Genomic DNA, 24,805 nt, shown 5'->3' with positions numbered 1-24,805 from the left:
TCACGCGCGCAGCTCACCGGCCGCGTCGAGTAGTTGGGCGACGCCGGCTGCCCGGTCGGTCAGGTGCAGCCGCAGCAGCGGCCGCTCCCGACCCGCGAGGGCCTGCCGGTCGCCGGCGGCCTGTGCCGCCTGCAACTCACCGAAGGTGTACGGCTTGCCCGGCACCGCCAGGTCCTCGGCGACCGCGCCGGTCACCTGGAGGTAGCTGCCCACCTGCGGGCCGCCCTTGTGGTACTGGCCCGTGGAGTGCAGGAACCGTGGCCCCCAGCCGAAGGTGACCGGCCGGCCGGACGCGCCGGCCAGCAGCGGCCGCAGCCGGGCCGCGTCGGCGTCGGCGAAGCGGTCCAGGTACGCCATCACCGCGAGGTAACCGTCGTCGCCCAGCCCGTCGAGCAGCCAGCGCAGCACTCCCGCCAGGTCACCTGGTGCGCCCTGCGGCGCGTACACCTCGATCGCGCCCTCGGTGAACGACGGCGTCTCCGCCGGCAGGCCCGAGGCCAGGATCTTGTTGGTGTTCTCCTTGGACTCGGTGACGTTCGGCTGGTTGAACGGGTCGATGCCGAGCACCACGCCGGCCACCGCGGTGGCGTACTCCCAGGCCAGGAACTGCGCGCCGAGCGGGCCGTTGACGGCCACGTCCGGGTCGGCGCCGCCGCCCGGCACGTCACCGGGGGCCAGCGCGCCGCCGTAGCTGACTGTCAGCACGTCCGGACCGGTGGCGCCGGGGCTCTGCGGCGACTCGACGACGACGGGCAGGATGCCCACCCCGGCCTTGCCCGTCGACTCGGCGATCAACTGCTCGGCCCAGTCGCCCAGGCCGTCGATGCCGGTCCCGTCGGACACCAGGGCGACCTTGTCGCGGGCCAGCGTGGCCGCGGCGCCCAGCGCGGCGCCCAACGCCAGCGCCGGGTTGTCGCGGTCACCGGCGAGCGACTCGGCCAGCGCGTCGGCCTGGTCGAGCAGCTCGGCGACCTCGACGCCGGCCAGCGCCGAGGGCACCAGCCCGAACGCGGTGAGCGCCGAGTACCGGCCGCCCACGTTCGGGTCGGCGATAACTGTGAACGCGCCCATCTCGGTCGCTGTCGTCTCCAGCGGCGAACCCGGGTCGGTGACGATGACGAAGTGCCGGCCGGCCTCCGCCTCGGTCATCCCGGCGTCCAGGAACGCCTGCCAGTAGGCGCGACGGTGGCTGTCGGTCTCCACCGTCGAGCCGGACTTGCTGGCGACCACCACCACTGTGCGTTCCAGCCGGTCACCGAGGGCCGCCCGGACCTGGCCCGGGTCGGTGGTGTCCAGCACGGTCAGCGGCCGGCCCAGGGTCCGCGTGATCACCTCGGGGGCGAGCGACGAGCCGCCCATCCCGGCGAGCACCACGTGGTCCAGGTCGGCCAGCTCGGCCTTCAGCTCGGCCAACTGGGCCACCAGCTCCCGGCTGCGCCTGTGGGTGTCCACCCAACCGAGCCGGACCTTCGCCTCGGCCTCGGCGTCCGGACCCCACAGGCTCGCGTCCTTGCCGGCCAGCTTGCCCGGGACGCCGGCCTTGACCAGCGCCTCCCGGGTCGAGGCGGGCGCGGACTTGTCGACCGCGTCCGCGCCGTACACGGCGAGCCCGGCGGCGGCCTCCACCGGCCCTGACAACAGGTCGCTCATGCTCCACCGGCCTTCTCGGCGCCCTTGGCGTTGCCCTTGGCGGCCTTGTTCGGCGAGCCCTTGCCCTTCGCCGCCGCCTCCAGCGACTTGCGGACGCCGTCGAGCAGCTCCTGCCAGCTCGCCTCGAACTTCTCCACGCCCTCGCGCTCCAGGGTGACGATCACGTCGTCCATGTCCACCCCTACCGACTCCAGGTCCGCGAAGACCTTGCGGGCCGCGTCGTAGGCGCCGGTGATGGTGTCGCCGCGGGTCTCGCCATGATCGGCGTACGCGTGGATGACCGACTCCGGCATGGTGTTGACAGTGCCGGGCGCGATCAGCTCCTCGACGTAGATCACGTCCCGGTAGTCCGGGTTCTTGGTCGAGGTGGAGGCCCACAGGGGCCGCTGCGGGTGCGCGCCGGCGGCGGCGAGCGCCTTCCAACGGTCGGAGGAGAACACCTCGGTGTAGCGCTCGTACGCCAGCTGGGCGTTGGCGACGGCGGCCTTGCCCTTCAGGGCCTTGGCCTGCTCGGACCCGATCTTCTCAAGCCTCTTGTCGACCTCGGAGTCGACGCGGGAGACGAAGAAGGACGCCACCGAGCCGATCTTCGACAGGTCGTGACCGTTGGCCTTGGCCTTCTCCAGACCGGTGAGGAACGCCTCCATCACGGCCGAGTAGCGGTCCAGACCGAAGATCAGCGTCACGTTGACGCTGATCCCCTCGGCGAGGGTGTCGGTGATCGCCGACAGGCCCTCCTCGGTGGCCGGGATCTTGATGAAGAGGTTGGGGCGGTCGACAAGCCACCACAGGGCCTTGGCCTCGGCCACGGTCTTGTCGCTGTCGTGCGCCACCCGGGGGTCCACCTCGATGGAGACCCGGCCGTCGACGCCCTCGCTGCCGTCGTACGACGGGCGCATCACGTCACACGCCCACCGCACGTCGTACGTGGTGAGCATGCGCACCGACTCCTCGACCTCGATGCCACGGATGGCGAGGTCGCGCAGCTGCCAGTTGTACTCGTCGGCGTCGCTCAACGCCTTGGCGAAGATCGTCGGGTTGGTGGTGACGCCGGCGACGTGCTTCTCACGGCGGAGCTGGTCCAGCCCGCCGGAGCTCAAACGTACCCGGGAAAGATCATCGAGCCACACCGCCACACCCGCGGCGGTGAGCTCCTGCAACTTGTCCGTCATGCCGTCCACGCTCCCTCAGTTGCCGGTCGTGAAACCGGTGATGTCGCCCACCCGGGCCAGCGAGGCGTGTGCCGCCGCCACGATCCGGTCGGGGGTGAACCCGAACTGCTCGAAGAGCACTGTGTGCGGGGCGCTCGCCCCGTAGTGCTCCAGGCTGACGCTCTCGCCCAGGTCACCGACGACGCCGCGCCAGGACATGGCGATGCCCGCTTCCACGCTCACACGTGCCTTTACCCCGCGTGGCAGCACCGACTCCCGGTACGCCTCATCCTGCTCGTAGAACCACTCCTGGCAGGGCATCGAAACCACCCGGGTGGGGGTGCCGTCGGCCTCCAGCCGCTCCCGGGCGGTCAGGCAGAGCTGCACCTCGGAGCCGGTCCCGACGATGATCACCTGGGGCTTGCCGTTGGACGCCTCGGCCAGCACGTAGCCGCCCTTGGCCACCCCGTCCGCGCTGCCCAGGACGTCCCGGTCCAGGGTCGGCAGCGGCTGGCGGCTCAGCGCCAGCGCGGTGGGCCGGTCGGTGTGCACAAGCGCCTGCCGCCAGGCCCACGCCGTCTCGTTGGCGTCCGCCGGGCGGACCACGTCCAGGCCCGGGATGGCGCGCAGCGCGGTCAGGTGCTCCACCGGCTGGTGGGTCGGGCCGTCCTCGCCCAGGCCGATCGAGTCGTGCGTCCAGACGTACGTCACCGGCAGCTTCATCAACGCGGCAAGCCGCACCGACGGACGCATGTAGTCGCTGAAGACCAGGAACGTGCCGCCGTACGGGCGGGTGCCGCCGTGCAGCGCGATGCCGTTGAGGACCGCGCCCATCGCGTGCTCACGGATGCCGAAGTGCAGGGTGCGGCCGTACTCGTGGCCGGGGAAGTCCTTGGTGGCGTGCGAGGCCGGGATGAACGACGGCTCGCCCTTCATCGTGGTGTTGTTGCTCTCGGCCAGGTCGGCCGAGCCGCCCCACAGCTCCGGCAGCACCGGCGCGAGAGCCTCCAGCACCTTGCCGGACGCGGCCCGGGTGGCCACACCCTTGGCGTCGGCGGGGAAGACCGGCAGCGCGTCGGTCCAGCCGTCCGGAAGCACCCGGCCGGCCATCCGCTCGTAGAGGGCGGTGCGCTCCGGGTTGGCCTTCTTCCAGGCGTCGAACGCGCTCGTCCACTGCTGCTCGGCGTCGGAGCCGCGGCCCATCACGTTGCGGGCGTGCGCGAGCACCTCCTCGTCGACCTGGAAGGTCTGCTCCGGGTCGAAGTCGAGGATCCGCTTGGTGGCCTTCACCTCGTCGGCGCCCAGCGCCGAGCCGTGGATCTTGCCGGTGTTCTGCTTGTTGGGCGCGGGCCAGCCGATGATGGTGCGCAGCGCGATGAAGGAGGGACGAGCGGTCTCCGCCTTGGCGGCCACCAGCGCGCGGTACAGCGCCTCGGCGTCCTCGTGGTAGTCGCCCTGGTCGGCGTCACCGAGACGCCAGTCGACGGTCTGCACGTGCCAGCCGTACGCCTCGTAGCGGGCCGCCACGTCCTCGCTCTTGGCGATGCGGGTGTCGTCCTCGATGGAGATCTCGTTGTCGTCGTAGATCACCGTGAGGCTGCCCAACTGCTGGTGCCCGGCGAGGGCGCTCGCCTCGTGGCTGATGCCCTCCTCGATGTCGCCGTCGGAGACGATGCACCAGATGTTGTGGTCGAAGACCGACGCGCCCGGCTCGGCCTCCGGGTCGAACAGGCCGCGCTCGCGACGGGCCGCCATGGCCATGCCGACCGCGTTGCCCAGACCCTGCCCGAGCGGGCCGGTGGTGGTCTCCACGCCCGGCGTGTGGCCGTGCTCCGGGTGACCCGGGGTCATCGAGCCCCACTGCCGCAGCGACTTCAGGTCCTCCAGGCTCAGCGGGTAGCCGGAGAGGAAGAGCTGGATGTAGAGGGTCAGGCTGGAGTGCCCGGCGGAGAGCACGAACCGGTCCCGGCCGGGCCAGTTCGGGTCGGCCGGGTTGTGCCGCATCACCCGGTTGAAGAGAAGGTAGGCCGCGGGCGCCAGGCTCATCGCGGTGCCCGGGTGGCCGTTGCCGGATTTCTCGACGGCATCCATGGCCAGGACGCGGACGGTGTCGACAGCCCGGCGATCGAGGTCGGACCAGTTGAGTTCGGAGTGCTCGGGTCGGTTGGCAGCCACGATGGTTGTGCTCCTCGGCAGATGGGCGGAACCCTCACTGATGACCCTATCGAGCGCGACTAAACGTCCGCCCGGGGATCTCCGCATGGTGTGCGGTACGTGACTCTGCGCCCAGACGTTCAACCCGGTGGTGTGACGGCCCGCACCGTTGTCGGGTCGGCCGGGCAGCCAAAACGACAACGCGTAGTGTGTGGGTCGGTGTGCGGTCCCGGAGCGGGCCCCGCCGACTCGATCTCCCCGTGCCGATGCCGGAAGGTGGCAATCCGTGAGCATGATCACCGAGCGCCCCGCGAGCAACCCCGCCGGGCAGCCCCCGGCGCGGGCGGCCGAGGGTCCGGTGGCGCGGCGGGACGTGCGCGCGATGATTTCGGCGTACGTGGCGCTCACCAAGCCGCGCATCGTCGAGCTGCTGCTGGTCACCACCATCCCGGCGATGATGCTCGCCGACGGGGGACTGCCGTCGCTGTGGCTGATGGCAGTGGTGCTCGTCGGCGGCTCCCTCGCCGCGGGCGCGGCAAGCGTGCTCAACTGCTACATCGACAGGGACATCGACCAGTTGATGCGGCGGACCAAGCGGCGTCCGCTGCCGGCGCACACGGTGTCGCCGCGCAACGCGCTCGTCTTCGGTCTGGTGCTGGCGGCGATCTCGATCGTCCTGATGGCGGCGTTCACCAACCTGCTCGCCGCCGGGCTGACCCTGGCCGCGATCGTCTACTACGACGTCATCTACACGCTGTGGCTCAAGCGCTCCACCCCGACGAACACGTTCTGGGGTGGCGCCTGCGGGGCCGCTCCGGTGCTGATCGGGTGGGCGGCGGTGACCGGCGGGCTGGCCCCGGCGGCTTGGGGTCTGTTCGCGGTGGTCTTCTTCTGGCAGATGCCGCACTTCTACCCCCTCGCGATGAAGTACAAGGACGACTACGCCCGCGCCGGCATCCCGATGCTGCCCGTGGTGGCCTCCACCCGTCGGGTGAACGCCGAGATCCTGATCTTCGCGTGGCTCACCGTGCTCACCTCCCTCGCGGTCTGGCCGCTGGGCCTCAGCGCGATCTACGGGGTGCCGACGCTCGTGGTGGGCGCCCTCTTCGTGGTCGAGGCGCACCGGCTCTGCCGACGGGCGACCCGCGGCGAGGCGGTCAAGCCGATGCGGCTGTTCCACTGGTCCACGACGTACCTGACGATCGTCTTCGTCGCCGTCGCGCTCGACGCGCTGATCTGACGCGCGTCGCGGGATCCCGCGCGTCTCTGGCGGAAATCAGCCGGCTAATCATGGCCATGGATGAGTTGTCCGGGTTTAACGTCACATCAGAGTAACTTTCGGCATGAGTCGGATCGACTCAACTCGCGGGGATCGAGCCGGGTTTAGCCGACTGGTTAGTACGGGAAAGTCCGGATATAACCGGGCAGGTAGGCAGTGGTCTTCCGTAAACCTGTAGGTAATTGGCATCACAAAAGGTTCATGGTTCTCGCCCGCGCGAGTGCAACTCTGCTTAGGCTTCGCGTCATGGCAGATGGTTCCGATACGACGCTGACGGCCGAGCAGACCGCCGGCGAGCAGGCCCCGCACGGCCTGGTCGCGGGCCTCAAGTCGTTCGCCGCCGAGCACGGCGGCGCGAAGGCCGTCATCGAGTACGTCGGTAAGCGCGGCGCACGGATCGTCCTCGTGGGCACCGACGGTGAGTGGGGCGACCAGTTCGCCGAGGACACCGTCACCGCCCGGGAGGCGTGCGCCAAGGCGGGAGTCACCGTCGAGAACGCCTGGGAGCGTGAACTGATGGACCAGATGCGACCGAGCAACGACCTCTGGCGGTCGATGGCCCGGCGCACGATGGCCCGTTGAGATAGAGAGCTGAATTGACCAACCACCACCAGTCGACCCGGGGGGAACCCCGGGTCGCTCTCGTCACCTGCACCGAACTTGTCGCCCTCGACCCCGACGACCGCCTCGTCCTCGACCCGCTCGCCGCCCGGGGGATCGCCGTCGAGGCGGCCGTCTGGGACGACCCGGACGTCGACTGGACCTCGTACGACCTCGTCGTGCTCCGCTCACCGTGGGACTACGCGCTGCGCCGCGACGAGTTCGTCGCCTGGGCGGCAACGGTCCCGACCCTTGTGAACCCGGCCGACGTGGTGCGGTGGAACACCGACAAGCGCTACCTGGCCGAGCTGAGCGCCGCCGGGGTGCCGACCGTGCCGACGTCCTGGGTCGAGCCGGGCGAGACCTGGTCGCCTCCCGCCGAGACCGGCGAGTACGTGCTCAAGCCCTCGGTCAGCGCCGGCAGTCAGGACACCGGCCGGTACGACCTGGCCGACCCGGAGCACCGCGACCTGGCCGCCGCGCACGTACGCCGGCTCTCCGGGGCCGGCCGGACGACGATGGTCCAGCCGTACCTGAGCGCTGTCGACAGCGAGGGCGAGACCGCACTGCTCTTCCTGGCCGGCCCGGACGGGCTCACGTACAGCCACGCGATCCGCAAGGGCCCGATGCTTACCGGCCCGGACCTCGGCCCGGACGGCCTCTACAAGGCCGAGGAGATCACCTCCCGGACCGCCCTGCCCGAACAGCTCGCGGTCGCCGAGAAGACCCTCGCCGCGGTGCCCGGCGGCACGCGGCACCTGCTCTACGCCCGGGTCGACCTGATCCCCGGCCCGGACGGCGACCCGGTCCTGGTCGAGCTGGAGCTGACCGAGCCTTCGCTCTTCATCGGGTACGCCGACGGCGCTCCCGACCGGCTCGCCACCGCGATCGCCACCCACCTGGCCCTGCGCGCCTGAGCGGCCTCAGCGAGGGCGCCGCGGCTGCGGTGCCACCGTCAATCGGTGCTGCTGCCTTATCACGCGAGGGAGCAGCACCGGCCCGACGTTGCGCGGACCTCGGATCGGACAGCGGCGGCGGTCGCGCCGGAGCCGTTGCTCTGCTTCAACGACCGCAACACCCACCAAGATCGCGCAACTTCATTGAAGTAGTGGCATCGGTGCGGCGGCGAGGCCACTACTTCCTGGATCAAGCGCGCTCTTGACAGGCGCGCGCCCCGTCGGTGCCGGTCGGGCCCGCCTGGGGCGCCCAATCCCGCTCCCGGGCGGTCACGGGATTGCTCATGGCCAAGATCCGCGCAACGTCAGCGATGTTGCTGCCTCCGGCGCATCTGAGGCAGCAACATCCCTGAAGTTGCGCGGGGCACGGGCGGTGAGGCGTGCCTGGGACGGTGCCGCGTGGGCGCGGACGTGGGGCGTGGGCGGTGGGGCGTGCCTGGGACGGTGCCGCGTGGGCGCGGACGCGGGGCGCGGGGCGGTGAGGCGTGCCTGGGGCGGCGCCGCGTGGGCGCGGACGTGGGGCGTGGGCGGTGGGGCGTGCGGGCGCGGGGCGTGGGGGCCGTCAGGCGTTGGCGGGGACGGCTTCGACGTCGGCTGCGGTGGTCTGGGGTGCCGGGGTGCTCGGGCGGCGTTCGCGTGTCGACCACTGGACCGACAGCGCGGCAAGCAGCACCAGGCAGGAGCCGAGCATGTGCGCGCCGACCAGGATCGCCGGCACGTGGGTGAAGAACTGCACGAAGCCGATGAGCCCCTGGCCCAGCTCCACCCCGAGCAGGACGACTGCGGCCCGGGTGGCCCGGGCCGCGCCGACCGCGCGGAACGCGAAGATCAACGCCACCGACAGGCCGATCAGCAGGAAGACGACGTCGGCGTGCACCTGGGAGATCGACTCCGGGTCGAGCCCGTTACGGGCCGCGCCGTGGTCCCCGGCGTGCGGGCCGCTTCCGGTGACCCAGGTGCCGATCACCAGCACCGCCACGGCGACGCCTGTGGTGACCCGGGCCAGCGCGCGCAGGGGAGTGGGCACCACGGCGACGGTCGGAGCGTCCGGTTCGCCGGCCCGCCGCCAGAGGGCGTACGCGGCGGCGATCACCGCCATCGAGGCGAGGAAGTGCAGCCCGACCACCCACGGGTTGAGGTTGGTGAGCACCGTGATGCCACCGATCACCGCCTGGGCGGGAATGCCCAGGAAGACGGCGACGCCGAGGGTCAGCAGCCCGCGGCGGCGCGGCCGGTGCGCAAGCACGGCCAGCACCGTGGCAAGCGCGATCAGGCCCACCGCGAAGGTCAGCAGCCGGTTGCTGAACTCGATCACCCCGTACACGCCCATCTCGGGGGTGGTGACGTACGAGTCGTCGGTGCACCGGGGCCAGGTGGGGCAGCCGAGGCCCGACGCGGTCAACCGGACCGCCCCGCCGGTGACGACGATGCCGACGTTCGCGATGATCGAGGCGAGCGCGAGGCGGCGCAGCAGGGTGCCGGAGACCTGGCGGACGATGCGGTTCACGGCGCAAATCCTACGCACCGTAGTGATCGAGGTTCGTCCGACTCCGGCGACTCGGTGGTTCGGATCACCGGGGCCCGGGTTTGCGGCCGTTGAGGTAATTACGTAACGTTGGCGTTGTGAAAAACGCGGCGGCGCTCTCCGGGCACCAGCCGACGGCTGTTCCGGCCGTCGGCGCGTCCGCGTCCGCCCTCGTCGGGGCCCCGTCGCCGACCCTCGGCGGCGCCGCCACCGAGACCTCGACCCGTGACCGCGTCACCCAGCTGCTGCTGGAGCGGGGCGCGACCACCGCCGCGCAGCTCGGTCTGGCGCTCGGCCTGAGCCCGGCGGCGATCCGCCGGCACCTGGACGCGATGCTCGCCGACGGTGACGTCGTCGCCCGCGAGCAGACGGTGCAGGGCAGCCGCGGTCGGGGGCGTCCGGCCAAGGTGTTCGTGCTGACCGAGGCGGCGCGCGTCCGCTGTGGCACGCACCACTACGACAACATGGCCACCGCCGCGCTGCGCTGGATCGCCCGCAGCGGTGGTCCGGACGCGGTCGAGGCGTTCGCCGCCGAGCAGGTGTCCGCGCTGGAGTCGCGCTGCCGTGCCGCCATGGAGGACGCCGGCGACGAGCCCCTCGCGCGGGCCGAGGCACTCGCCGGAGCGCTCACCGCCGAGGGTTACGCTGCCAACGCGACCACGATCGCCTCCGGCGGCCAGCTCTGCCAGCACCACTGCCCGGTGGCGCACGTGGCCGCCGAGTTTCCCCAGCTGTGCGAGGCCGAGACCGCGGTGATCTCCCGTCTGGTCGGCACCCACGTACAGCGCCTGGCCACCATCGCGCACGGCGACGGGGTGTGCACCACGCACATCCCGACCCAGCCGGGCCGCGCCCAATCCGGTAATCCCGTCACCACTGTGAGGACAGATAGATGACCGAGCAGATCGTCCAGCCCCTGACCCAGGAAGAGCAGCTCGCCGCCCTGGGTCGCTACGAGTACGGCTGGTCCGACCCGGACGCCGCCGGGGCGGTCGCCCAGCGCGGCATCAACGAGGCGGTGGTGCGGGACATCTCGGCCAAGAAGAACGAGCCGGCCTGGATGCTCGACCTGCGCCTGAAGGGTCTGCGGCTGTTCGGCCGCAAGCCGATGCCGGCCTGGGGCGCGGACCTCACCGGCATCGACTTCGACAACATCAAGTACTTCGTGCGGTCCACCGAGAAGCAGGCCACCAGCTGGGAGGACCTGCCCGAGGACATCAAGAACACCTACGACCGGCTGGGCATCCCGGAGGCGGAGAAGCAGCGGCTGGTCGCCGGCGTCGCGGCGCAGTACGAGTCCGAGGTCGTCTACCACAAGATCCGTGAGGACCTTGAGGAGCAGGGCGTTCTCTTCCTGGACACCGACACCGCGCTGCGCGAGCACGAGGACGTCTTCAAGGAGTACTTCGGCACGGTGATCCCGGTCGGCGACAACAAGTTCGCCGCCCTGAACACCTCCGTGTGGTCCGGCGGCTCGTTCATCTACGTGCCGAAGGGCGTGCAGGTGGAGATCCCGCTGCAGGCCTACTTCCGGATCAACACAGAGAACATGGGCCAGTTCGAGCGGACGCTGATCATCGTCGACGAGGGCGCGTACGTGCACTACGTCGAGGGCTGCACCGCGCCGCTGTACTCCTCCGACTCGCTGCACAGCGCGGTCGTGGAGATCATCGTCAAGAAGAACGCGCGCTGCCGGTACACGACCATCCAGAACTGGTCGAACAACGTCTACAACCTGGTCACCAAGCGCGCCGTCTGCCACGAGGGCGCGACAATGGAGTGGGTCGACGGCAACATCGGCTCCAAGGTGACGATGAAGTACCCGGCGGTCTACATGACCGGCGAGCACGCCAAGGGCGAGGTGCTCTCGGTGGCGATGGCCGGCGAGGGCCAGCACCAGGACGCGGGCGCCAAGATGGTGCACGCCGCGCCGCACACCTCCTCGACAATCATCTCCAAGTCGATCGCCCGGGGCGGCGGCCGCACCTCGTACCGGGGTCTGGTGCAGGTGCTGGAGGGTTCGCACCACAGCCGGAGCACCGTCAAGTGCGACGCGCTGCTTGTCGACACCATCTCCCGCTCGGACACCTACCCGTACGTCGACATCCGCGAGGACGACGTGTCGATGGGGCACGAGGCGACCGTCTCCAAGATCAGCGACGACCAGCTCTTCTACCTGATGAGCCGGGGCCTGAGCGAGGACGAGGCGATGGCCATGATCGTGCGTGGCTTCATCGAGCCGATCGCCAAGGAGCTCCCGATGGAGTACGCCCTGGAGCTGAACCGCCTGATCGAGCTTCAGATGGAGGGCGCGGTCGGCTGACGCCGCCGCTCCCGCGGGGCGGGCCGGAACCTCGGCCCGCCCGCACCCCGCCCCACCCTCGTCGCCACGGAACAGACAGACCAAGGAAGACATGACTACCCAGGCTTCCGCGCCGCCCAGCACCAAGTCGCAGGCGCTGCGCTCGTACGACGTCGCCGACTTCCCGGCCCTCACCGGCCTGGAGGAGGAGTGGCGTTTCACCCCGCTCAAGCGCCTCCGCGGCCTCGCGGGCGAGCCGCAGGCCGGCGCCGGCACGGTCCGGCACGAGTACGGCGACCTGCCCGAGGGCGTGGCCATCGAGCGCATCGGCACCGACGACCCGCGGGTGGGCAGCGTGCTCACCCCTGTCGACCGGGTCAGCGCGCTCGCGTACGGCGGCGCCGAGCAGGCGCTGCTGCTCTCGGTGGCGAGCGATGTCGTGGTGGGCGCCCCGGTGAGCGTGCGGGTGGTCGGCGACGGCGGCGAGGGTCTGGCGTTCGGGCACACCTTCGTCGAGGTGGGCCGATTCGCGGAGCTGACGCTGGTGCTGGAGCACGTCGGCTCGGCGACCCTTGCCGACAACGTCGAGGTGTCGGTGGGCGACGGGGCCAAGCTGACCCTTGTCACCGTTGCCGACTGGGCGCCGGACGCGGTGCAGGCGCAGCACCTCAAGATCAAGCTCGGTCGGGACGCCCGGGTGACGCACGTCCAGGTGAGCCTGGGCGGTGACCTGGTGCGCCAGTTCACAAGCGTGGAGTACACGGGCCGGGGCGGCGAGGCCGAGCTGTACGGCGTCTACTTCGCCGACGGCGGCCAGCACCTGGAGCACCGCCAGTTGGTCGACCACTCAGTGCCGGATTGCCGCAGCTACGTCGGCTACCGGGGCGCCCTGCAGGGCGCGGACGCGCACACCGTCTGGGTGGGCGACGTGCTCATCCGCGCCGAGGCGACAGGCACCGACACGTACGAGATCAACCGGAACCTGCTGCTCACCGACGGCGCGCGTGCGGACTCCGTACCCAATCTGGAGATCGAGACCGGCGAGATCGCCGGCGCCGGCCACGCCAGCGCGACAGGCCGCTTCGACGACGAGCAGTTGTTCTACCTGATGGCCCGGGGCATCCCGGAGGGTGAGGCCCGCCGTCTGGTGGTCCGCGGCTTCTTCGCCGAGGTGATCAACAAGATCCCGGTCGAGGAGCTGCGCGAGCGCCTCGGCGACGCGATCGAGGAGCGCCTGGCGAGGAGCGGCGCCTGATGATCCGGATCTGCTCCACCGAGGACGTGCCGAAGGGCACCGCGATCAGCGCGGATGTCGACGGCACCCCGATCGCCCTGGTGCACGGCGAGGACGGCGAGTTCTACGCCGCCTACGACGAGTGCTCGCATGCCGCGGTCGCCCTCTCCGAGGGTGAGGTCGACGGCTGCACGCTTGAGTGCTGGTTGCACGGCTCGCGCTTCGACCTGCGCACCGGCGCGCCGAGCGGCCTGCCCGCCACCGAACCCGTCCCCGTCTACCCCGTCGAAGTCCGCGACGGCGACATCTACCTCAGCCTGACGCCGAGTAATGGAGTGACCCGATAATGAGCACCCTGGAGATCCGCGACCTGAAGGTGTCGGTCAAGCTGCCCGAGGGTGAGCTCAAGCCGATCCTGGCCGGCGTCGACCTGACCGTGAAGTCAGGCGAGACCCACGCGATCATGGGCCCGAACGGGTCCGGCAAGTCCACCCTGGCGTACTCCATCGCCGGCCACCCGAAGTACGAGATCACCGGCGGCTCGGTGACGCTCGACGGCGAGGACGTGCTGGCCATGACTGTCGACGAGCGCGCCCGCGCCGGCCTCTTCCTGGCCATGCAGTACCCGGTCGAGGTGCCCGGCGTCTCGGTGGCGAACTTCCTGCGGACCGCGAAGACCGCCATCGACGGTGAGGCGCCGAAGCTGCGCACCTGGGGCGGCGAGCTGCGCGGCGCCATGGAGCGCCTCCAGATGGACCCGGCGTTCGCCCAGCGCAACGTCAACGAGGGCTTCTCCGGCGGTGAGAAGAAGCGGCACGAGATCGTCCAGCTGGAGCTGCTCAAGCCGAAGATCGCGATCCTCGACGAGACCGACTCCGGCCTCGACGTCGACGCGCTGCGCGTGGTCAGCGAGGGCGTCAACCGGGTCCGCGACAACGGCGACACTGGCGTGCTGCTGATCACCCACTACACGCGGATCCTGCGCTACATCAAGCCGGACTTCGTGCACGTCTTCGTTGCCGGCCGGATCGTCGAGCAGGGCGGCCCGGAGCTTGCCGACAAGCTCGAGGCCGAGGGCTACGAGCGGTACGCCGCCGGGGCCGGCACGGCCAAGGCCTGAGCGAGAGAGGCGCTGCCGAGATGACCAGCATCGCGATCCCGCAGGGGATGCCGCAGTACGACGACGTGCCGCGTTTCGACGTGGCCCGGGTGCGCGCCGACTTCCCGATCCTCGATCGGGAGATCAACGGGCACCCGCTGGTCTACCTCGACAGCGCCAACACCTCGCACAAGCCCCGCCACGTGCTCGACGTGCTCGACGAGCACTACACGCGGCACAACGCCAACGTGTCGCGCTCGGTGCACACGTTGGGCACCGAGGCCACCGAGGCGTACGAGGGGGCGCGCGCGAAGATCGCCGCGTTCATTCACGCGCCGAGCGTCGACGAGGTGGTGTTCACCAAGAACTCCACCGAGGCGATCAACATCGTGGCGTACGCCTTCTCGAACGCCTCGCTGCGCGCGGACGGTGACCCGCGGTTCCGGCTGGGGCCGGGCGACGAGGTGGTGATCTCCGAGATGGAGCACCACTCCAACATCGTCCCGTGGCAGCTGCTCTGCGAGCGCACCGGCGCGACCCTGCGCTGGTTCCCGGTCACCGAGCAGGGCCGGCTGGACGAGTCCGGCCTGGAGGACCTGGTCACCGAACGGACGAAGATCGTCTCGCTGGTGCACATGTCGAACATCCTCGGCACCGTCAACGCGACCTCCCGCATCACCGCGCGGGTCCGTGAGGTGGGCGCGCTGCTGCTGCTGGACTGCTCGCAGTCGGTGCCGCACCTGCCCATCGACGTGGTCGACCTGGACGCCGACTACATCGTCTTCACCGGGCACAAGATGTGCGGCCCGACGGGCATCGGCGTGCTCTGGGGCCGGGGCGAGCTGCTGGCGGCCATGCCACCGGTGTTCGGCGGCGGTTCGATGATCGAGACGGTCACCATGGCCCGCTCGACGTTCGCCGCGCCGCCGGCCCGCTTCGAGGCGGGCACCCCGCCGATCGCCGAGGCGGTCGCGCTCGGCGCGGCGGTGGACTACCTCACCGGCATCGGCATGAAGGCCATCCAGTGGCACGAGAAGGAGCTGACGGCGTACGCGCTGGACGCCCTCGGCACGGTGCCGGACCTGCGGATCTTCGGCCCGACCGTGCCGATCGGCCGGGGCGGCACCATCTCGTTCGCGCTGGGTGACGTGCACCCGCACGACGTGGGCCAGGTGCTCGACTCGCTCGGCGTGCAGGTGCGGGTGGGCCACCACTGCGCGAAGCCGGTGTGCAGCCGGTTCGGCGTCCCGGCGATGACCCGGGCCTCGTTCTACCTCTACACCACCACCGAGGAGATCGACGCTCTGGTGGGCGGTCTGGAGCAGGTACGGAAGGTGTTCGACTGATGGTGCAACTCGACCAGCTCTACCAGGAGATCATCCTGGACCACTACAAGCATCCGCACGGCCGTGGCCTGCGCGACGCCGACGACGCTGCCGACCGGGTCGCGGAGGCGCACCACGTCAACCCGACCTGCGGTGACGAGGTCACCGTCCGGGTGGCCACCGACGGCGACGTGCTGCACGACATCTCGTACGACGGCATGGGCTGCTCGATCAGCCAGGCGTCGGCGAGCGTCCTGCACGAGCTGCTGCGCGGGCGGGGCGCCGGGGAAGCATTCGAGGTGCACGAGGCGTTCGTCGAGTTGATGTCCGGACGTGGCCAGGTCACGCCGGACGAGGACGTACTCGGTGACGGGGTGGCCTTCGCGGGCGTCGCCCGCTACCCCGCCCGGGTCAAGTGCGCGCTGCTGCCGTGGATGGCGTTCAAGGACGCCGCGGCACGCGCCGGCGTGGGCGCGAGCCCGGAGGTGAAGGCGTGAGCGAGCGCCAGCGAGCGAGTTCCAGCAGCACTGTGGTGCCCGGTGGCATCACGAAGCGAACCGGAGGGACGGCATGAGCGAGAACACCGCTACCGCGGCGACGGCTGAGGCCGGTGACGCCACCGCGGCGCCGCAGACCGACGCCGTGACGACCAACGGAGCCGCGACGGCGAGCGCCGCTGCGACGACCAACGCCGCGGCGACGCCGGCCGCCGGCGACGGCGTCGTTGCGGCCGATGTCGCTGCGGCCGATGTCGTTGCGGCCGATGTCGTTGCGGCCGATGTCGCTGCGAGCGACGGCGCTGCGGCCGACGCCACTGCGACGGCGGGTGCCGGCGATGCCGTCACCTCGACGGGCGGCGTCAGCAAGGCCATGATCGCCGACATCGAGGAGGCGATGAAGGACGTCGTCGACCCCGAGTTGGGCATCAACGTGGTCGACCTGGGCCTGGTGTACGGGGTGCACGTCGACGACGAGAACGTCGCGACCCTGGACATGACGCTCACGTCCGCCGCCTGCCCGCTTACCGACGTGATCGAGGACCAGGCCCGGCAGGCGCTGACCACCGGCCCCGGCGGCGGTCTGGTCAACGACATCCGGATCAACTGGGTGTGGCTCCCGCCGTGGGGCCCGGACAAGATCACCGACGAGGGTCGGGACCAGCTCCGTTCCCTCGGCTTCAACGTCTGACCCGACCCCGGTCGGCTCCACCCGTCGAGCGCGACGCCCCACCAGGGGCGCCGCGCTCGACCCGTTTCACGTCGAAGCAGACGCGCACCGACAACGCCCTCTCCCACCCCGCGCCGCCTACCCTGCGCTGCCTACCCTGCGCTGCCTACCCTGCGCTGCCTACCCTGCGCTGCCTACCCTGCGCTGCCTACCCTGCGCTGCCTACCCTGCGCTGCCTACCCTGCGCTGCCTACCCTGCGCTGCCTACCCTGCGCTGCCTACCCTGCGCTGCCCGCGCTGCGCTGCCCGCGCTGCGCTGCCCGCGCTGCGCTGCCCGCGCTGCGCTGCCCGCGCTGCGCTGCCCGCGCTGCGCTGCCCGCGCTGCGCTGCCCGCGCTGCGCTGCCCGCGCTGCGCTGCCCGCGCTGCGCTGCCCGCGCTGCGCTGCCCGCGCTGCGCTGCCCGCGCTGCGCTGCCCGCGCTGCGCTGCCCGCGCTGCGCTGCCCGCGCTGCGCTGCCCGCGCTGCGCCGCCCACCTCGCTGCCCGCTCCCGCCCGCCGCACTGGCCGCCCCGAGCTGTCCCCTCCTGCCCTGCGCTGCGCTGCCCGCCTCGCACGTGGCCGTTCTCCCGCCGCGCGGCAAGATCGCACAGTTTCCTGGTTGTAGTGGTGTCCGCGACTCGGCAAGGCCACTAGTTCCAGGATCGAGCACGATCTCGGCCCAACCGAGCCGAAGATCCGCACAACATCAGCGATGTTGCTGCCTCCGCAATCCCAGAGACAGCAACATCCCCGAAGGTGCGCAAAGCGCGGCCAGTGCCCCACCCCGCCCGGGGTGATCAAGAGGTTTGCGTCAGGAATCGCGGTCATGGTGACGCAAACCTCTTGATCACCGCGGGGGGCGGGGGGCGGGGGCGCCGGCGGGGGGCGGGGGAAATTGGTGGCGTGGGCGGGGGTTTGGCGCGGAGGATGCGCATGTGATCGAGGCGTACCCGAAGCAGGTTTCTGTCCGTGCGGCCACTGCCGCGCGTCGACAGCGGACCGTGCCCGGAATGGCCTCGATCCATCGCCCGCCGTCGTGAGCGGGGCGTTCCTCGCCGGTCTGGTGGCCGGGTACGGCGTCGCCATCCCGGTCGGCGCGATCGCGGTCCTCATTCTGGGGCTCAGTGCCCGTACCTCGTTCCGGGTCGGCGCGGCCGCGGCGCTCGCGGTGGCGACGGCCGACGGGCTGTACGCGGCGGTCGCCGCGCTCGGCGGCGCGAGCCTGGCCGGTGTCGTCGCGCCTGCGGCCGGCCCGCTGCGGGTGGTCGCCGCCGTGGTCCTGCTCGGTCTCGCCGCGCACGGCCTCTGGCGCACGTGCGCCACCCACCGCGCCCGGCAGGCGCCGGAGCGGTCGGCCGGTGGGGGCCTGCGCACTCCCGGGCGGGCGTACGCGGCGGTGCTCGGGCTGACCCTGCTGAACCCGACGACGGTGCTCTACTTCGCCGCGCTGGTGCTCGGCCGCCGGGACACCACGGACGCGAACGGGCTGACCGCCGCGCTCTTCGTGGCCGGCGTGTTCCTGGCGTCGGCGAGCTGGCAACTGCTCATCGCCGGCGGCGGCACGATTGTCGGTCGGGCGCTGACCGGGCCGCGTGGCCGGCTACTCACCGGCCTGGTCTCCAGCGCGCTCATCGCCGCGCTCGCCGCGGTGGCGCTGCTGCCGGGCTGAGTCGCGCTCGGGGTGGTGGCGCTGCTGCCTGGCTGAGTCGCGCTCGCGGTGGTGGCGCTGCTGCCGGGCTGAGTCGCGCTCGCGGTGGTGGCGCTGCTGCCGGGTTGAGTCGCGCTCGCGGTGGTGGCGCTGCTGCCGGGTTGAGTCGCGCTCGGGGTGGTGGCGCTGCTGCCTGGCTGAGCCGCACCGCCCGACGGCCCGGTCGGAGCGGCAGTGGCGTACGGTCGGGGCCGTGACCAGTCGACCCGCAGCCGGGGGCGGCCGGTGGGTCGAGGTCGACCCGGCCCGCGTCGGCCGCTGGGTCGAGGGCTTCGCCGACCGGCACGGCCCGCCCACCACCACCGCACGGGAGTACGGGCTGCTGCTCACCGCCCCCGACGGGAGCACCGCCGAGCTGTACGCCCCACCGGGCGCTCCGGTCGGCGCGGACGTGGACGCCTTCGTGGCCGCCGCCGGCACGCCGCACCGGATCGGCCTGCTGCTGGCCCGTAAGGGCGCGGTGGCGGTCGGTGTGGCGCAGGGCCCCGACCTCGTGGTCTCCAAGGTGGACACCCGGTACGTGCAGGGGCGCACCGCCGCCGGGGGATGGTCGCAGCACCGGTTCGCGCGCCGGCGCGACAACCAGGCCAAGGCGGCGCTGGGTGACGCGGCGGACCTGGCCGTACGCCTGCTGTTACCGGAGGCGGCGCGGCTGGCGGCGGTCGTGTGCGGCGGTGACCGGCGTGCCGTGGACACGGTGCTGGAGGACCGGCGGTTGGCCCCGCTCGTGCCGCTGCGGGCCGAGCGGCTGCTCGACGTGCCGGAGCCGCGACACGCGGTGCTGGTCGCGGCGGTGGGCGCGGCTCGGGCGGTACGTATCCGGCTGCGCGACCCGGCACCCGACCTCGCCGGGTGACGCCGGCACGCGTTCCGGATGTGCGGGCCGCCCCGCCGGGTGTGTAGACGGCCCGGCGCCCTCCGGCACCGCGTTCGGCCGGATGCGCGGGGCGGACCGCCCGGCCCTCTCCGGCACCGCGTTCCACGGGGGGCCGCCGGCGCTCTCCGGCACCAGCTACGGCGGCCGCAGGGGAGACGACCGCCACGCGGATCGGGGTTCCCGCGGTGCTCCCGGATCGGCCGTCGGAGGATGGGCCTGTGGAGTTCCTGGTGGACATGGTGACGACGGTGCCCGACGGCACGTCCGAGGACGAGGTCGCCGACATGCGCACACGCGAGGCGGCGCGTTCGGCCGAGCTGGCGGCGCAGGGCAGTCTCCTACGGCTGTGGCGGCCACCGTTGGCGCCGGGGGAGTGGCGTACGTGGGGGCTCTTCCAGGCCGCCGACGCCGACGAGTTGGAGGCGGTCCTCGCGTCGATGCCGCTGCGCGCCTGGCGGCGAGAGACCGTCACCCCGTTGACGCCGCACCCGAACGACCCGGGTCAGCCGCCCCGGCAACCGGGGGCTTGACAATGGTCAACAGTGAGGCCGAGATCCTGCGGAGCGTCCTCGACCGCTGGAGAGCGGCGGTCGACGCCCACGAGCCGGAGCGCGTCGCGTCGGCCTTCACCGAGGACGCGATCTTCCAGGGTCTGCACCCGTACAGCGTGGGCCGGGACGGCGTGGCCGCGTACTACGACGCGCAGCCGCTCGGCCTCACCGCCACGTACGAGATCCGGGAGACCCGGCGTCTCGCCGACGACGCGGTGCTCGGCTATCTGGAGGTCGAGTTCGGCTTCACCGACCGGCCCACGCTGACCGTGCACCTCGGCGTGGTCGTCCGGCGGATCGGCGACGCCTGGTTGATAGGTCACTACCAGGTCTCCCGGCTCGACTGAGGCGCGGACATGGTCGTGGCAGGCCCCGGAGGACCTGCCACGACGTTCGGTGGGTGTCAGAGCTGGTCGGTGCCGAAGGTGTCGCAGTTCTTCGGGTCGCCGCCGTCGTAGCCCTGGGTGAACCAGCGCTTGCGCTGCTCCGACGTGCCGTGGGTGAACTGGTCCGGGTTGACCTTTCCGCCGGAGCGTTCCTGGATGCTGTCGTCACCGATCGCCTCGGCGGTGTCGACGGCCTGGCTGATGTCGGCCTCGGTGATCGACTTGAACAGCGGCTGCTGGCCGGACTTGTCCTTGCTCTCGGTGGCGTGCTTCGCCCAGGCGCCGGCGTAGCAGTCGGCCTGCAACTCCAGTCGTACGGAGGCGGATTTGGGGCCGCTCTGGTCGCCCTGGCCGGCCTTCGCGTTGGTGCCGAGCAGGTCCTGGATGTGGTGGCCGTACTCGTGCGCGAGCACGTACGGCTGGGCGAACTCGCCCTTCGCCCCGAACCGGGTCGCCAGCTCGTCGTAGAAGCTCAGGTCGATGTACACGAGCTTGTCGGCGGGGCAGTAGAACGGGCCGACACCCGAGTCGGCCTGGCCGCAGCCGGTGTTCACGGCCTGCTGGAAGAAGTTGGTGGTGGTGGGCTCGTACTTTCCGTTGCCCAACTCCGGGTACTCCTTCTGCCAGTAGGCCTGGATGCTGTTGACGTAGAGCAGGTTGCGGCAGCGCGCGTCCTGGAGACGGTCGGGGTTGGCGGTGCCGCACGCCTGCTCCAGATCGCCGCCGCCCCCGCCCTGGCTGCCGTCGTCGCCGTTGGTCATGGCGTTCAGGCCGAACCCGCCGCCGAGCAGGGCGATGAGCACGGCCACCACGATGCCGATGATGCCGCCCCGACCGCCGCCGCCGGGGATGGGGATGCCCATGCCGCCGCCCCCACCTCCGGATCCACGCCCCAGGTCGTTGGCCTGCGAGGTGTCGAGCTCGGCCCGCTCGTTGAGTTCCATGGTGACCCCGATCGCCGTATGCCGGTGAATGTCGTTTGTGTGTCGTTGTGTCGCTTCAGTGCCGGACGGGGTCCGGACAGGCGTTCCGGTACCCGATGATCTTGATTGGTAATCCGGGCGGGGCGCCGGGGAGCGCCCGGTACACTTGTCGGGTGCTGCGCTGCGAAGGCTGAACCGCCCCGCGCCGCCGGGCCCCTTGAGCCCGTCGGCCGTTTCGCGTGCCCCGAGTCAGCCTTCCAGACCCCGAGAGCGAGCCCGAATTCATGATCACCGCCACCGGCCTGGAGTTGCGTGCCGGCTCCCGGATCCTGCTGTCCGACACCACCCTGCGCGTGCAGCCCGGTGACCGGATCGGCCTGGTCGGCCGCAACGGCGCCGGCAAGACGACAACCCTGAAGGTGCTCGCCGGCGAGGGGCAGCCGTACGGCGGGCAGATCGATCAGCGCAGCGCCATCGGCTACCTCCCGCAGGACCCGCGCACGGGCGACCTGGAGGTGACCGGCCGCGACCGGGTGCTCTCGGCCCGCGGCCTGGACGTGCTGATGTCCCAGATGCAGGAGATCGAGGCCCAACTCGCCGAGGACGCCAGCGACAAGCTGGTCCGTCGCTACGGCGCGCTGGAGGACCAGTTCGCCGCCCTGGGTGGGTACGCGGCCGAGGCCGAGGCCGCCCGGATCTGCGCCAACCTGGGGCTGCCCGACCGCGCGCTCGCCCAGACCATCGGCACCCTCTCCGGTGGTCAGCGCCGGCGCATCGAGCTGGCGCGGATCCTGTTCCGCGACGCCGGTGAGAACGGCGGCGGCATCCTGCTGCTCGACGAGCCGACGAACCACCTCGACGCCGACTCGATCACCTGGCTGCGCGGCTTCCTCGCCAACCACAAGGGCGGCCTGATCGTGATCTCCCACGACGGCGCGCTGCTGGAGTCGGTGGTCAACAAGGTCTGGTTCCTCGACGCCACCAGGTCCGTGATCGACGTCTACAACCTGGGCTGGAAGGCGTACCTGGAGGCCCGCGAGACCGACGAGCGCCGCCGCCGCCGGGAACGCGCCAACGCGGAGAAGAAGGCCGGCGCGCTGATGGCGCAGGCCGACAAGATGCGGGCCAAGGCCACCAAGACCGTCGCCGCGCAGAACATGGCCCGCCGTGCCGAGAAGCTGATCTCCGGCCTGGAGGAGGTACGCGTCGCCGACCGGGTGGCCAAGGTCCGCTTCCCGAGCCCCGCCCCGTGCGGCAAGACGCCGCTCACCGCGACCGGCCTGTCCAAGTCGTACGGCTCGTTGGAGATCTTCACCGACGTCAACGTCGCGGTGGACCGGGGTTCCCGGGTGGCCATCCTCGGGCTCAACGGCGCCGGCAAGACGACGCTGCTGCGGATGCTCGGCGGGCTGCTCAACCCGGACACCGGCGAGGTGCACGCGGGGCACGGGCTGCGCCTGGGCTACTACGCCCAGGAGCACGAGACGTTGGACGTGGAGCGGACGGTGCTGGAGAACATGCGCGCCGCGGCCGTCGAGCAGTCCGACACCGACCTGCGCAAGATTCTCGGCGCGTTCCTGTTCTCCGGCGACGACGTCAACAAGCCGGCGGGGGTGCTCTCCGGCGGCGAGAAGACCCGGCTGGCGCTGTCCACCCTGGTCTGTTCCGGCGCGAACGTGCTGCTGCTCGACGAGCCGACGAACAACCTCGACCCGGTCAGCCGCGAGCAGGTGCTCGACGCGATCGCCAACTACCCGGGTGCCATCGTGCTTGTCACGCACGACCCGGGCGCGGTGCTCGCGCTCAAGCCCGACCGCGCGATCCTGCTGCCCGACGGCGACGAGGACGCCTGGAGCGACGACCTCCTCGAACTGGTCGAGCTGGCCTGACCGGCCCGGCTCGGGGCCGTCCGGCCCGGGTCGTCGGGGTCGGGTCGGCGGGCCGGCCCGTTCTCAGCCGAGCAGGTCCAGCAGCCGGCCGAGCACGCCGGAGCTGACCAGGATGACCACGCCGATGGCGACGAAGATCGCCGGCACCAGCCAGTGGCCGGCGCGCTCCACCAGCCGGACCACCCTGCGGTGACCACCAAGCCAGGCAGCGGCGGCGCACCACAGACCGACGAGCACCACGAAGACCAGCAGGAAGACAGCGCTGTCGGCGGGGCCGAGGGCCCGGAACACGGGTACGTAGACGGCCACGTTGTCGGCGCCGTTGGCGATGGTCACCCCGGCCACGCCGAGAGTGGACGCCACCACGCTCGGCGCCTCGTCGTCGTCGCGCCGCACCAGGGCACGGACGCCGAGCGCGATCGGCAGTAGGCCGAGCAGCCCGGTCCACGGGTCCGGCACGACCAGCAGCCCGGCCGCGACCACCGCGCTGGCCAGCGCCAGCGCACCGATGCCGAGGTACTGGCCGGCGACGATCTGCCAGGTCCGGGGCCGGCCGGTGGTGCGGGCTGCCACGAAGAACAGCGTGAGGATGACGATGTCGTCGATGTCGGTGGCGGCGAAGACCACTGCCGCTCCCGCTGCGGTGCCCAGCAGGTCGATCACGTCCGGGAGCGTACGGGCCGAGGTGTCGCCCCTCGGTGGTGGCCCTTCCGGGCGGTGCGCCGGAACCGATCGCGAGGATCACTCTATCGGGTAGCTGACATTGCATAGCGTGTCGGTTGGCGAAGAGTTGATATCTGGCGCATGATCGTCCGAGACGGTCTAATAGGTGGGACCGTATCCGAACCGCACAGTCTGGGACGTGAGGACACAGCATGGCAGCCACTGGCACAGCCACCAGCACTGAGAAGGGTCGCCGGATCGTCGGAGCCGAGCGTCAGACGCTCGCCAAGGACCTGGTAAAGCGGTACACGTCGGGGGAGAGCATCCGCGCGCTTGCGGCCTCGACCGGCCGTTCCTACGGGTTCATCCACCGAGTGCTCACCGAGTCCGGGGTTCAGCTGCGTCAGCGCGGCGGTGCCCGGCGCCGCAAGAAGGCGTGACCCGCCCCTCAGCGTCGTCCACCAGCGCCGCGCCCCGGGCCGCCCGGTGACCGCCGAGGCGACCGGGGTCCGGCTGACCTGCGACGGGCCGGTTGCCACGGTGACGTTGTGCCGGCCCGACGTGCTCAACGCCCAGACGCCTGCCATGTGGCGCGCGATGAGCGACTTCTCCCGCGACCTGCCCGGCGACGTCCGGGTGGTGGTGGTGCGGGGCGAGGGGCGTGCGTTCTCCGCCGGTCTCGACCTCGCGGTGGCCGGCGCCTCCGGCCCGGGATCGTTCGCCGAGTTGGCCACGCTGCCCGATCAGGAGTGCGCCGACCAGATCGCGGCGTTCCAGGCCGGCTTCACCTGGCTGCACCGTCCGGACGTCATCTCCGTGGCCGCCGTGCAGGGGCACGCGATCGGCGCCGGCTTCCAACTTGCGCTGGCCTGTGACCTGCGCGTCCTGGCAGCCGACGCGAAACTGTCGATGGCCGAGGTGACCCTCGGGCTGGTGCCCGACCTGGCCGGCACGAAGCGCCTCGTCGAGCTTGTCGGCTATTCCCGTGCGCTGGAGATCTGCGCGACAGGCCGCCGGCTGGACGCCGCCGAGGCGGACCGGATCGGGCTGGCCACTCTCGTCGTACCGCCTGCCGAGCTGGACGACGCGGTCCGTGACCTGACCGCGGGCCTGCTGGCCGGGGCTCGCGACGCGGTGGTGGAGATCAAGGCTCTGCTCGCGGGCGCGTCCGGCCGGTCGCACGCCGATCAGCAGCGCGCCGAGCGGGAGGCGCAGACCCGCCGCCTGCGGGATCTGGCCGGCCGGGGAGAATAGTAAGGACCGCGCGGGAAGATCCGGGTTACGACCGAGGTTGTCAGAGTCGTCGGGAGAATTGACCTGACGTGTG

23 protein-coding genes and 1 pseudogene are annotated in these 24,805 nt (G+C 71.4%); 18 read left to right on the top strand and 6 right to left on the bottom strand.

Features of this window, described 5'->3' with window-relative positions; all coding sequences use genetic code 11:
• The 3 genes from OOJ91_RS10035 to tkt are packed head-to-tail and all read right to left on the bottom strand — an operon-like array spanning position 1 to position 4,976.
• Positions 1-1,650, bottom strand: a complete 1,650-nt coding sequence (locus tag OOJ91_RS10035) for a glucose-6-phosphate isomerase (RefSeq protein ID WP_266244347.1) — start codon at positions 1,648-1,650, stop codon at positions 1-3.
• The gene (gene tal, locus OOJ91_RS10030) at positions 1,647-2,822 is read right to left on the bottom strand and encodes a transaldolase (RefSeq protein ID WP_266244346.1); all 1,176 of its coding nucleotides are present in this window, start codon (positions 2,820-2,822) and stop codon (positions 1,647-1,649) included. The genes OOJ91_RS10035 and tal overlap by 4 nt, the downstream gene beginning before the upstream one ends.
• A gap of 15 nt (positions 2,823-2,837) precedes the next feature.
• Entirely contained in the window at positions 2,838-4,976 is a 2,139-nt protein-coding gene (tkt, locus tag OOJ91_RS10025) for a transketolase (RefSeq protein WP_266244345.1), read from the bottom strand.
• Between the two features lie 265 nt (positions 4,977-5,241).
• On the opposite strand from tkt, the gene OOJ91_RS10020 reads away from it, so the two are divergent.
• The 3 genes from OOJ91_RS10020 (at position 5,242) to OOJ91_RS10010 (ending at position 7,751) form a co-directional block, all read left to right on the top strand.
• Complete coding sequence (locus OOJ91_RS10020; protein ID WP_266244344.1) at positions 5,242-6,195, top strand: heme o synthase; 954 nt, start codon at positions 5,242-5,244, stop codon at positions 6,193-6,195.
• Positions 6,196-6,480: 285 nt separating this feature from the next.
• Positions 6,481-6,816 (top strand): hypothetical protein, encoded by a 336-nt coding sequence (locus OOJ91_RS10015; protein WP_039906575.1) that lies wholly within the window; start codon positions 6,481-6,483, stop codon positions 6,814-6,816.
• Between the two features lie 14 nt (positions 6,817-6,830).
• Positions 6,831-7,751 (top strand): ATP-grasp domain-containing protein, encoded by a 921-nt coding sequence (locus tag OOJ91_RS10010; protein WP_266244343.1) that lies wholly within the window; start codon positions 6,831-6,833, stop codon positions 7,749-7,751.
• A 601-nt stretch (positions 7,752-8,352) separates the two neighbouring features.
• On the opposite strand, the gene OOJ91_RS10005 is transcribed toward OOJ91_RS10010, so the two are convergent.
• A complete protein-coding gene (locus tag OOJ91_RS10005) occupies positions 8,353-9,315 on the bottom strand; it encodes a COX15/CtaA family protein (RefSeq protein WP_266244342.1) in 963 nt (320 codons plus the stop codon).
• Between the two features lie 242 nt (positions 9,316-9,557).
• Between OOJ91_RS10005 and OOJ91_RS10000 the strand changes: the two genes are divergently transcribed.
• The 12 genes and pseudogenes from OOJ91_RS10000 to OOJ91_RS09945 all read left to right on the top strand — a co-directional run bounded on the left by OOJ91_RS10000 (position 9,558) and on the right by OOJ91_RS09945 (position 19,964).
• Complete coding sequence (locus tag OOJ91_RS10000) at positions 9,558-10,211, top strand: helix-turn-helix transcriptional regulator (protein WP_144057198.1); 654 nt, start codon at positions 9,558-9,560, stop codon at positions 10,209-10,211.
• Complete coding sequence (gene sufB, locus OOJ91_RS09995) at positions 10,208-11,638, top strand: Fe-S cluster assembly protein SufB (protein ID WP_266244341.1); 1,431 nt, start codon at positions 10,208-10,210, stop codon at positions 11,636-11,638. The genes OOJ91_RS10000 and sufB overlap by 4 nt, the downstream gene beginning before the upstream one ends.
• A 91-nt stretch (positions 11,639-11,729) precedes the next feature.
• The gene (sufD, locus tag OOJ91_RS09990) at positions 11,730-12,872 is read left to right on the top strand and encodes a Fe-S cluster assembly protein SufD (protein ID WP_266244340.1); all 1,143 of its coding nucleotides are present in this window, start codon (positions 11,730-11,732) and stop codon (positions 12,870-12,872) included.
• Positions 12,872-13,198 (top strand): non-heme iron oxygenase ferredoxin subunit, encoded by a 327-nt coding sequence (locus OOJ91_RS09985; RefSeq protein WP_007462703.1) that lies wholly within the window; start codon positions 12,872-12,874, stop codon positions 13,196-13,198. Before sufD ends, OOJ91_RS09985 begins: the two co-directional genes overlap by 1 nt.
• Positions 13,198-13,971 (top strand): Fe-S cluster assembly ATPase SufC, encoded by a 774-nt coding sequence (gene sufC, locus OOJ91_RS09980; RefSeq protein ID WP_266244339.1) that lies wholly within the window; start codon positions 13,198-13,200, stop codon positions 13,969-13,971. The genes OOJ91_RS09985 and sufC overlap by 1 nt, the downstream gene beginning before the upstream one ends.
• 20 nt (positions 13,972-13,991) lie before the next feature.
• A complete protein-coding gene (locus OOJ91_RS09975; protein WP_266244338.1) occupies positions 13,992-15,296 on the top strand; it encodes a cysteine desulfurase in 1,305 nt (434 codons plus the stop codon).
• Between the two features lie 2 nt (positions 15,297-15,298).
• A complete protein-coding gene (sufU, locus tag OOJ91_RS09970; protein WP_266245345.1) occupies positions 15,299-15,772 on the top strand; it encodes a Fe-S cluster assembly sulfur transfer protein SufU in 474 nt (157 codons plus the stop codon).
• A gap of 292 nt (positions 15,773-16,064) precedes the next feature.
• Positions 16,065-16,463 (top strand): annotated as a pseudogene (locus tag OOJ91_RS34365) (metal-sulfur cluster assembly factor); the annotation flags it as partial.
• A gap of 1,054 nt (positions 16,464-17,517) precedes the next feature.
• On the top strand, positions 17,518-18,150 hold the full coding sequence (locus tag OOJ91_RS09960; RefSeq protein ID WP_266244337.1) for a LysE family transporter: 633 nt from the start codon (positions 17,518-17,520) through the stop codon (positions 18,148-18,150).
• Between the two features lie 232 nt (positions 18,151-18,382).
• Positions 18,383-19,045 carry an acVLRF1 family peptidyl-tRNA hydrolase gene (locus OOJ91_RS09955; RefSeq protein WP_266244336.1) on the top strand — a complete coding sequence of 221 codons (663 nt, stop codon included), beginning with the start codon at positions 18,383-18,385 and terminating at the stop codon, positions 19,043-19,045.
• 239 nt (positions 19,046-19,284) lie between these two features.
• The gene (locus tag OOJ91_RS09950; protein ID WP_266244335.1) at positions 19,285-19,596 is read left to right on the top strand and encodes a muconolactone Delta-isomerase family protein; all 312 of its coding nucleotides are present in this window, start codon (positions 19,285-19,287) and stop codon (positions 19,594-19,596) included.
• Positions 19,597-19,598: 2 nt separating this feature from the next.
• Positions 19,599-19,964: an SgcJ/EcaC family oxidoreductase gene (locus OOJ91_RS09945; RefSeq protein WP_266244334.1), complete on the top strand. Its 366-nt coding sequence runs from the start codon at positions 19,599-19,601 to the stop codon at positions 19,962-19,964.
• A 56-nt stretch (positions 19,965-20,020) separates the two neighbouring features.
• Here the strand turns inward: OOJ91_RS09945 and ypfJ are convergent, their stop codons facing one another.
• Positions 20,021-20,947, bottom strand: coding sequence for a KPN_02809 family neutral zinc metallopeptidase (gene ypfJ, locus OOJ91_RS09940; RefSeq protein WP_266244333.1), 927 nt, complete (start codon positions 20,945-20,947; stop codon positions 20,021-20,023).
• A gap of 263 nt (positions 20,948-21,210) precedes the next feature.
• Between ypfJ and OOJ91_RS09935 the strand changes: the two genes are divergently transcribed.
• Positions 21,211-22,815, top strand: coding sequence for an ABC-F family ATP-binding cassette domain-containing protein (locus OOJ91_RS09935; protein WP_266244332.1), 1,605 nt, complete (start codon positions 21,211-21,213; stop codon positions 22,813-22,815).
• A 63-nt stretch (positions 22,816-22,878) separates the two neighbouring features.
• Here the strand turns inward: OOJ91_RS09935 and OOJ91_RS09930 are convergent, their stop codons facing one another.
• Positions 22,879-23,478 carry a cadmium resistance transporter gene (locus tag OOJ91_RS09930; protein ID WP_266244331.1) on the bottom strand — a complete coding sequence of 200 codons (600 nt, stop codon included), beginning with the start codon at positions 23,476-23,478 and terminating at the stop codon, positions 22,879-22,881.
• 212 nt (positions 23,479-23,690) lie between these two features.
• Here OOJ91_RS09930 and OOJ91_RS09925 point away from each other — a divergent pair, with 212 nt between their 5' ends.
• Entirely contained in the window at positions 23,691-23,918 is a 228-nt protein-coding gene (locus tag OOJ91_RS09925) for a helix-turn-helix domain-containing protein (RefSeq protein WP_007462679.1), read from the top strand.
• A gap of 46 nt (positions 23,919-23,964) precedes the next feature.
• On the top strand, positions 23,965-24,732 hold the full coding sequence (locus tag OOJ91_RS09920; protein WP_266244330.1) for an enoyl-CoA hydratase/isomerase family protein: 768 nt from the start codon (positions 23,965-23,967) through the stop codon (positions 24,730-24,732).
• Positions 24,733-24,805 lie beyond the last annotated feature (73 nt).

The organism is Micromonospora lupini, assembly GCF_026342015.1.
Classification (GTDB): domain Bacteria; phylum Actinomycetota; class Actinomycetes; order Mycobacteriales; family Micromonosporaceae; genus Micromonospora; species Micromonospora lupini_B.
The sequence above is the reverse complement of the archived record's forward strand: the minus strand, read 5'-3'. Positions and strand labels throughout refer to the sequence as shown.

Excerpts from the sequence above, each read along its gene's own strand:
- OOJ91_RS09925 (WP_007462679.1), top strand. The coding sequence starts at position 23,691 with ATGGCAGCCACTGGCACAGCCACCAGCACTGAGAAGGGTCGCCGGATC.
- tal (WP_266244346.1), bottom strand. The coding sequence starts at position 2,822 with ATGACGGACAAGTTGCAGGAGCTCACCGCCGCGGGTGTGGCGGTGTGG.
- OOJ91_RS10015 (WP_039906575.1), top strand. The coding sequence starts at position 6,481 with ATGGCAGATGGTTCCGATACGACGCTGACGGCCGAGCAGACCGCCGGC.
- OOJ91_RS09985 (WP_007462703.1), top strand. The coding sequence starts at position 12,872 with ATGATCCGGATCTGCTCCACCGAGGACGTGCCGAAGGGCACCGCGATC.
- sufC (WP_266244339.1), top strand. The coding sequence starts at position 13,198 with ATGAGCACCCTGGAGATCCGCGACCTGAAGGTGTCGGTCAAGCTGCCC.
- sufD (WP_266244340.1), top strand. The coding sequence starts at position 11,730 with ATGACTACCCAGGCTTCCGCGCCGCCCAGCACCAAGTCGCAGGCGCTG.
- OOJ91_RS09975 (WP_266244338.1), top strand. The coding sequence starts at position 13,992 with ATGACCAGCATCGCGATCCCGCAGGGGATGCCGCAGTACGACGACGTG.
- sufB (WP_266244341.1), top strand. The coding sequence starts at position 10,208 with ATGACCGAGCAGATCGTCCAGCCCCTGACCCAGGAAGAGCAGCTCGCC.
- OOJ91_RS09935 (WP_266244332.1), top strand. The coding sequence starts at position 21,211 with ATGATCACCGCCACCGGCCTGGAGTTGCGTGCCGGCTCCCGGATCCTG.
- OOJ91_RS09945 (WP_266244334.1), top strand. The coding sequence starts at position 19,599 with ATGGTCAACAGTGAGGCCGAGATCCTGCGGAGCGTCCTCGACCGCTGG.
- ypfJ (WP_266244333.1), bottom strand. The coding sequence starts at position 20,947 with ATGGAACTCAACGAGCGGGCCGAGCTCGACACCTCGCAGGCCAACGAC.
- OOJ91_RS10035 (WP_266244347.1), bottom strand. The coding sequence starts at position 1,650 with ATGAGCGACCTGTTGTCAGGGCCGGTGGAGGCCGCCGCCGGGCTCGCC.